Origin of the sequence: Brevibacterium renqingii, assembly GCF_017808105.1 — a bacterium.
GTDB classification, from domain to species: Bacteria; Actinomycetota; Actinomycetes; order Actinomycetales; family Brevibacteriaceae; genus Brevibacterium; species Brevibacterium renqingii.
The window spans coordinates 319018-325210 of record NZ_JADBHF010000002.1 but is presented as its reverse complement, the minus strand read 5'-3'; the positions used below and the strand labels follow the sequence as shown (position 1 = coordinate 325210).

Genomic DNA, 6193 nt, shown 5'->3' with positions numbered 1-6193 from the left:
GACCGGATGAGTTTCGCGGGCAAAACCATGTGAGGCATCGACTACTTTTCGCGGGCATATTGACATGAGGCATTACGCCCCTCGTCGGGAGCGCCGCGGTGATCGAGGTGAGCCAGCTGCCGGCTGCCGGCACCTCCGTCCGCCGGCATCACCCGACGCGCGGCACCACCCGACTTGTGGTATGAAATAGACCAGTGGTCTTGATCTGCGCGTGTGTCCTGTGCCTCAATAGGGGTGTGACGAAATTCCACTCGATCCGCGACCAGCTTCTCGACCGCCTCGAGGGCATGGCCGCCGGCGAGCAGTTCCCGCCCGAACGGCAGCTCGCCGAGTCCCTGGGCATCTCGCGGATGACCCTGCGCCGGGCCCTCGACGAACTCGTCGCCAAGGGCATGGTGCGCAGGCGCCATGGCACCGGGGTCTTCGCGCTCGGTCCGAAGCTCGACCAGCCGCTGGCCGCGAGCTCCTTCACCGAGGACATGCTCGCCCGCGGAATGCGGCCGGGCTCCCACATCCTCAGCTTCGACACGGAGCCGGCGGGCGCCCACATCGCCCGGCGGCTCCACCTCGGCGAGCATGACGAGGTCATCGCCGTCCTGCGTCTGCGGCTGGCCGATGACGAGCCGATCGCCCTCGAGGAGCTCCACGTCCCCTCCGCGCTCGTCCCGGGCCTGAGCGCGGGCGACCTCGAGAACCGGTCGTTCTACGAACTGCTCGGTCAGCGGTTCGACATCGGCCTCAGCCACAGTGTGCAGACGATCGAACCGACGCTCCTCGACGCCGCCGAGGCGAAGCACCTCGGCGTGCCCGAACTGTCCCCGGCGCTGCTGTTCGAACGCACCTCGCGCGGTGCCGACGATGTGCCCTTCGAATTCGTCCGCTCCGTCTACCGCGGCGACCGCTACAAGATCCGCACCGAACTCACCGTCCCCGACCGCATCGGAGGAGAGCACGCATGATCATCGCCGGACTCATGACAGGCACGTCCGCTGACGGACTCGATCTCGTCATCGCCGAGTTCCTGCCCGACCCCACCGTCGGCTCCGACCTCGTCGGCGCCGATCCGACGACCCTGAATGTGCGTATCCTCGCCGAATGCGAGACGCCCTTCGACGCGCAGCTCGCCTCCGACATCCTCCGTCTCCTCGAACCATCGGACCTCCCGCTGTCACTGGTCAGCAGCGTCGACGCTCGGCTCGGCCGCTTCTCAGCCGATGCCCTGGCCGAACTCTGCGCGGAGCACGAGCTCATGCCCGACCTCGTCGTCTCCCACGGACAGACGGTCCGCCACGACATCAGCGACGGCAGCGTCACCGCGACCCTCCAGCTCGGTCAGCCGGCCTTCATCGCCGAACGGCTCGGGGTGCCGGTGCTCTCCGATGTGCGCTCCCGCGACGTCGCCGCCGGCGGGCAGGGCGCTCCGCTGGTGGGAATGCTCGATTCCCTCCTCCTGTCCGAGGTCGCGGCCCCGACCGCGGTGCTCAACCTCGGCGGAATCGCGAACATCACCGTCATCGCCCCGGACCGGGACCCGATCGCCTTCGACACGGGACCGGCCAACGCCCTCATCGACGTCCTCGCTCGTCGCATCACCGACGGCCGGCAGGGATTCGACCGCGACGGGGTGCTCGCCGCCGCCGGAACCGTCGACGAGAAGCTGCTGACCGATCTGCTCACCGAGCCGTTCTACGCACTCGCGGCGCCGAAGTCGACGGGCAAGGAGCTCTTCCATGGCGACTACCTCGATTCCTTCCTCGCAGATCACCCCGACCTCGGCGAGCAGGATCAGATCGCCACGGTGACCGAGCTGACGGCCCGCACCATCGCCGAGGCGTGCCGCCGTTACGAGGTCGCCACCGTCATCGCCTCCGGAGGTGGGACGCGCAATTCCGAACTCATGCGCCGCCTCGGCGAGGGACTGGGCGACGGGGTCGAACTTCTGGGCACGGACGAGGCCTTCGGATTGCCCGAAGGCAGCAAGGAAGCACTGCTGATGGCGCTCATCGGCTGGCTGAGCTGGCACGGACTCGACGGGACCGAACCGAGCCTCACCGGAGCTCGTGGGCCACGCATCGCCGGCCGCTTCACACCGGGATCCGGACCGCTGCAGCTGCCCGAGCCCCTGCACCGACGACCCGCCCGGCTGAGGCTGGCCGACTGATTGCGGCGAACCGAACGCCGCCTGCACGCCCGAAACACCGACCGACAGACTCCACACCTCGAACAAGGAGAGACCAATGCAGATCATCGACCTCCTGGTGATCATCGCCTATCTCGTCGCAACGGCGTGGCTGGGACTGGCACTGAGTGGAAAGCAGAGCAGCCTCAAGGACTACTTCCTCGGCGGACGCGACCTGCCGTGGTGGGCGGTGTGCCTGTCCGTCGTCGCCACCGAGACGAGCGCGCTGACCGTCATCGGCATCCCGGTGATGAGCTACCTCGGCGATCTCAACTACCTGCAGCTGGGCTTCGGCTACATCCTCGGTCGCATCGTCGTCGCCTACTTCATGCTCCCGCGCTACTACGACGGTGAGATGATCACTGCCTACGCCTATCTGGGCAAACGGTTCGGGCAGTCGACGCAGACGACGGCGGGCGTGACCTTCCTCTTCACACGCCTGCTCGCCGACGGCGTCCGGGTGCTCGCCGCGGCGATCCCGCTCAAGGTCATCCTCGACGGGCTCGGGATCCACACGAACTACTTCGTCATCATCGTCGTGCTCTCGTTGGTCACGATCGTCTACACCTTCATCGGCGGCATCAGGGCCGTCGTCTGGGTCGACGTCGCGCAGATGGTCCTCTACGTCCTCGGCGGGATCCTCGCGATCGTCATCATCTCGACATCGATCGGCGGCGGCTGGCTCGCGGAGGCGGTCGAGGCCGGAAAGACGAACCTCTTCGTCTTCGAGGGCAGCCCGATCTCCGCCGACGCCTCGTTCATCCCATCCTTCTTCGGCGGCGCGGTCTTCGCCATGGCCTCGCACGGTTCGGACCAGCTCATCGTCCAGCGGCTGCTGTCGTGCCGGTCGAAGCTCGAGGCGCAGAAGGCGCTCATCGCCTCCGGCATCGTCGTATTCGTCCAGTTCGCGATCTTCCTCGCCGTGGGGCTGGCCCTCTGGGCCTACTACGATCATGCGCTGCCGGCGGACCTCGGACTGACCCGCGATGATGAGATCTTCCCGCACTTCATCATCGAGGGCCTGCCCACCGGCATCTCGGGCCTGCTGCTGGCCGGAATCCTCGCCGCCGCGATGTCGACATTGTCGTCCTCGCTGTCCGCCCTGTCGTCGTCGACGGTCAACGACGTCTATGCTCGTCTCAAGCGCACCCCGATGACCGATGAGCAGGGCTTCAAGGTCGGCCGCTGGGCGACGATCGGCTGGGGGATCGCGTTCATCCTCCCGGCCACGGTGTTCGAATCCGACTCCGGCAACATCGTCATCCTGGCGCTGGGCATCGCCGGCATCACCTACGGAGGGCTGCTGGGTGCGTTCGTCTTCGGCATCCTCAACAAGCGCGCGAACGCCCTCGATGCGAATATCGCCTTCGCACTCGCCGTGGCCGTCAACGCCTTCTTCTTCGTCATGGAGAAGTACGTCACCGGCGAGGTGTGGGTCGCCTGGCAGTGGTACCCGCTGCTCGGCGTCATCGTCACCTTCGCCGTCGGCGGTCTGCTCTCGCTGCGCCACCCTGCAGCAGATCCCACCGCCGCCGAGCTGGAAGGGAGCAGGCGCTGATGGCTCCGTCCCAGCCCGGTTCGCCGCAGCCCCAGTCGGCGTCGTCCGAACGCCGTCTGTCTCCGACCGAGCAGCGCAATCCGGCCAGCTCAGGACTCGACTACCTCGACACGCTCGGGGTGCTGCAGGTGCTCAACGCGCAAGACCACGCCGTCATCGACGCGGTCGCTTCCGCCCTGCCGCAGCTGGCCGAGCTCGTCGACATTGCCGCAGAGCGCATGCGCCGAGGCGGTCGTGTGCACTACTTCGGGGCCGGCACCTCGGGTCGGCTGGGGGTGCTCGATGCGAGTGAACTCCTGCCGACGTTCAACCTCGAACCCGGTCGGGTCGTCGGGCACATCGCCGGCGGACAGGCGGCCCTGGTCAATGCGGTCGAGAACGCCGAGGACTCCGCAGCCGACGGGCGCGCGATCGGTGCAGAGCTCGGACCCGTTGATGTGGCCATCGGCATCGCCGCCAGCGGGTCGACTCCCTATGTCGGAGGTGCCCTCGACGCTGCTCGGGAGGCGGGCGCACACACGGTGCTCATCTCGAACAACCCGTACGCCCCCTTGGCCGGGAAGGCGGCCGATCACATCGTGCTCGACACCGGCCCCGAGGTGATCACGGGCTCGACGCGGCTCAAGGCCGGCACCGCGCAGAAGCTCGCCCTCAACGGGTTCTCGACCGCGCTCATGGTGGCTCTGGGTCGGACCTGGGACAACCTCATGGTCTCGGTCGTCGCCACGAACGCGAAGCTGCGTGAGCGCACTGTGCGCATCCTCATGGAGGCCGCGGACCTCGGGGAAGGGGATGCCAGAGCTCTGCTGGAGAGCTGCGAGGGTGACCTCAAGACCGCGATCGTCGTCTCCTTCACCGAGGCGACCCCCGCTGCGGCCGCCTCGGCGCTCAAGTCCCATGCGGGATCGGTCCGGGCCGCGATCGGAACACTGGCCGCCGGCGGTTCCGCATGAGCAGGTTCGTCCTCGGCATCGACATCGGCGGCACCGGCAGCCGGGCCGCGCTCGGTGCGATCGACGCCGACGGCGGGCTGTCGGGTGCAGGGCGGAACGACAGCGGTCCGGCGCCGATCGTCACGCCTCTCACTCGGCCGCGGGTCGTCGACACGTTCACCGGGCCCCGCATCGAGGTCGGAGCCGGCGGCAGCACCGTCCTCGCAGTGGCCCGCGAGCTCGTGGATTCGGCTGCGAGGACCTGGTCTCGGCAGCTGCCCGACATCGTGGGCATCGGCATCGGGGCGACCGGCATCGCGTCCCTGTCCGAGGACCCGGCTGATGCCCTGACCGAGATCTTCGCGGAGCTCGGGATACCGGCTGTCGTTGCCATCGACGCGGTGACCGCCCACCTCGGGGCCCTGGGCGGCAGGGGCGGAGCGATCACGGTGCTCGGCACCGGTGCGATCGCCATCGCCCACCCCGGGCCCGACGAACGGGGGCGCTGGGCCGCGGATTGGTCGCGGGTCGACGGCTGGGGTCACCTCTTCGGCGATCGCGGGGGAGGGGCATGGCTGGGACGGCTCGGGCTCGAGACCGCGCTGCGCACTCACGACGGGCTCGACGAGCACGGGCGCACCCTGCTCGAGGCCGGCACCCGTCGCTTCGGACCACCGGCCTCGTGGCCGGGTCAGTTCTACACCCGCAACAACCGTGCTGGACTGCTCGCCGAGTTCGCCGCCGACATCGCCGCGTGCGCCCGATCCGGTGACATCGCCTCGGCAGAGCTGCTCGACGAAGCGGGACGGGAAGCCGCCCGCAGCGCGGTGGCCGCGGGCCGGGCGGCGTCACCGCGCATCGCGCTCACCGGAGGAGTGGCGGCTGCCGGCGGCCGCCTCGTCGAGGGCTTCCGCGCCGAAGCCTCCCGTCTGCAGCCGGACGTCGCCGTCGTCGACCCCGCCGGCGGGCCCCTCGACGGGGCGCTGACTCTGGCCCACCTCGGCGCGGGCGGCAAGCTCAGCGCTCAGGACAAGGTGATCTGGTCCTGAGCACCGGGGGAGTCCGATGACGGTGTCATTCCGGTTTCCCTCCATCGACTCCAATGGTCAACACCACTGTGCCAGCGAGCGGGAACACGTAGTGTGGCAGGTATGAGAAAGTTCTTCGATTCCATCCGCCGCCTCGGATTCCGCCGTGGTCCCGACCGCATGTTCGCCGGCATCGCCGGTGGTCTCGCCGAGGCCACCGGACTCAACGTCTGGCTCGTCCGGCTCCTCGTCCTCGCTTCGTTCCTGCTGCCCGTCGTCGGCATCGGAGCCTACCTCGTCGCCTGGGCACTCACGCCCTGGCAGGACGGCAGCATTCCCGCCGAGCAGATCGTCAGCGGCCGCCTCGAACGGTAGGCCGCAGACGGCTCGGCCTCTCACTGTTCGGTTCTGCCGCTCAGCGATGACGCGCCTCTGCCGCCGAAGCAGCTGCTCCACACCTCCTTGCCAACATGAGTGACACGGACGATAGTTGAAG

General features: G+C 68.5%; 6 protein-coding genes. All 6 read left to right on the top strand.

The window, feature by feature from the left end; all coding sequences use genetic code 11:
- Positions 1 to 236 precede the first annotated feature (236 nt).
- The 6 genes from IHE57_RS04005 to IHE57_RS03980 all read left to right on the top strand — a co-directional run bounded on the left by IHE57_RS04005 (position 237) and on the right by IHE57_RS03980 (position 6072).
- Positions 237 to 959 carry a GntR family transcriptional regulator gene (locus IHE57_RS04005; protein ID WP_209323942.1) on the top strand — a complete coding sequence of 241 codons (723 nt, stop codon included), beginning with the start codon at positions 237 to 239 and terminating at the stop codon, positions 957 to 959.
- Positions 956 to 2161 carry an anhydro-N-acetylmuramic acid kinase gene (locus IHE57_RS04000; protein ID WP_209323941.1) on the top strand — a complete coding sequence of 402 codons (1206 nt, stop codon included), beginning with the start codon at positions 956 to 958 and terminating at the stop codon, positions 2159 to 2161. Before IHE57_RS04005 ends, IHE57_RS04000 begins: the two co-directional genes overlap by 4 nt.
- 76 nt (positions 2162 to 2237) lie before the next feature.
- Positions 2238 to 3737: a sodium:solute symporter gene (locus IHE57_RS03995; protein ID WP_209370952.1), complete on the top strand. Its 1500-nt coding sequence runs from the start codon at positions 2238 to 2240 to the stop codon at positions 3735 to 3737.
- The gene (murQ, locus tag IHE57_RS03990; RefSeq protein WP_209370950.1) at positions 3737 to 4690 is read left to right on the top strand and encodes an N-acetylmuramic acid 6-phosphate etherase; all 954 of its coding nucleotides are present in this window, start codon (positions 3737 to 3739) and stop codon (positions 4688 to 4690) included. The genes IHE57_RS03995 and murQ overlap by 1 nt, the downstream gene beginning before the upstream one ends.
- On the top strand, positions 4687 to 5718 hold the full coding sequence (locus tag IHE57_RS03985) for an N-acetylglucosamine kinase (protein ID WP_209370948.1): 1032 nt from the start codon (positions 4687 to 4689) through the stop codon (positions 5716 to 5718). The genes murQ and IHE57_RS03985 overlap by 4 nt, the downstream gene beginning before the upstream one ends.
- Before the next feature lie 102 nt (positions 5719 to 5820).
- A complete protein-coding gene (locus IHE57_RS03980; RefSeq protein WP_209370947.1) occupies positions 5821 to 6072 on the top strand; it encodes a PspC domain-containing protein in 252 nt (83 codons plus the stop codon).
- Positions 6073 to 6193 lie beyond the last annotated feature (121 nt).